Here is a 1,041-nt window from a genome sequence, read left to right on the forward strand (position 1 = left end):
CTCCATCTGCTCGGCGATCTTCATCGCCTCTTCGATGAGGGTCTCGACGATCTTCGACTCGGGGACGGTCTTGATGACCTCGCCCTTGACGAAGATCTGACCCTTGCCGTTGCCGGACGCGACACCCAGGTCGGCCTCACGGGCCTCACCGGGGCCGTTGACGACGCAGCCCATGACGGCCACCCGCAGCGGCACCTCCAGGCCGTCGAGACCGGCGGCCACCTGGTCGGCGAGCTTGTACACGTCGACCTGCGCCCGCCCGCACGACGGGCAGGAAACGATCTCCAGGCGCCGCTGCTTGAGATTGAGCGCCTCCAGGATCTGAAGGCCGACCTTGACCTCCTCCACCGGCGGCGCCGACAGCGAGACCCGGATCGTGTCGCCGATGCCCTCGCTCAGCAGCGCGCCGAACGCGACGGCCGACTTGATCGTGCCCTGGAACGCCGGCCCGGCCTCCGTCACACCGAGGTGCAACGGGTAGTCCGACTGCGCGGCGAGCTGCCGGTACGCGTTGACCATCACGACCGGGTCGTTGTGCTTGACCGAGATCTTGATGTCCCCGAAGCCGTGCTCCTCGAAGAGGGACGCCTCCCACAGGGCGGACTCCACCAGCGCCTCCGGGGTGGCCTTGCCGTACTTCTGAAGCAGGCGCGCGTCGAGCGATCCGGCGTTCACGCCGATCCGGATCGGGGTGCCGGTGGCGGAGGCCGCCTTGGCGATCTCCTTCACCTTGTCGTCGAACTGCTTGATGTTGCCCGGGTTCACCCGGACCGCCGCGCAGCCCGCGTCGATCGCCGCGAAGACGTACTTCGGCTGGAAGTGGATGTCCGCGATCACCGGGATCTGCGACTTGCGCGCGATCGTCGCCAGCGCGTCCGCGTCGTCCTGGGTCGGACACGCCACCCGGACGATCTGGCAGCCCGACGCGGTCAGCTCCGCGATCTGCTGCAGCGTCGCACCGACGTCGGACGTCCTGGTCGTCGTCATCGACTGCACCGAGACGGGTGCGTCCCCGCCGACCGCCACCGATCCGACCTGGAT

Annotated in this window: 1 protein-coding gene; it reads right to left on the reverse strand. The window is 68.5% G+C overall.

Annotation, left to right across the window (positions count from 1 at the left end; all coding sequences use genetic code 11):
* Nucleotides 1-1,041, reverse strand: a 1,041-nt coding sequence (gene ispG, locus ACWIHY_RS40410; RefSeq protein ID WP_454381764.1) for a flavodoxin-dependent (E)-4-hydroxy-3-methylbut-2-enyl-diphosphate synthase, incomplete at both ends; no start/stop codon positions are given.

The organism is Streptomyces sp. NPDC055287 (assembly GCF_053646035.1).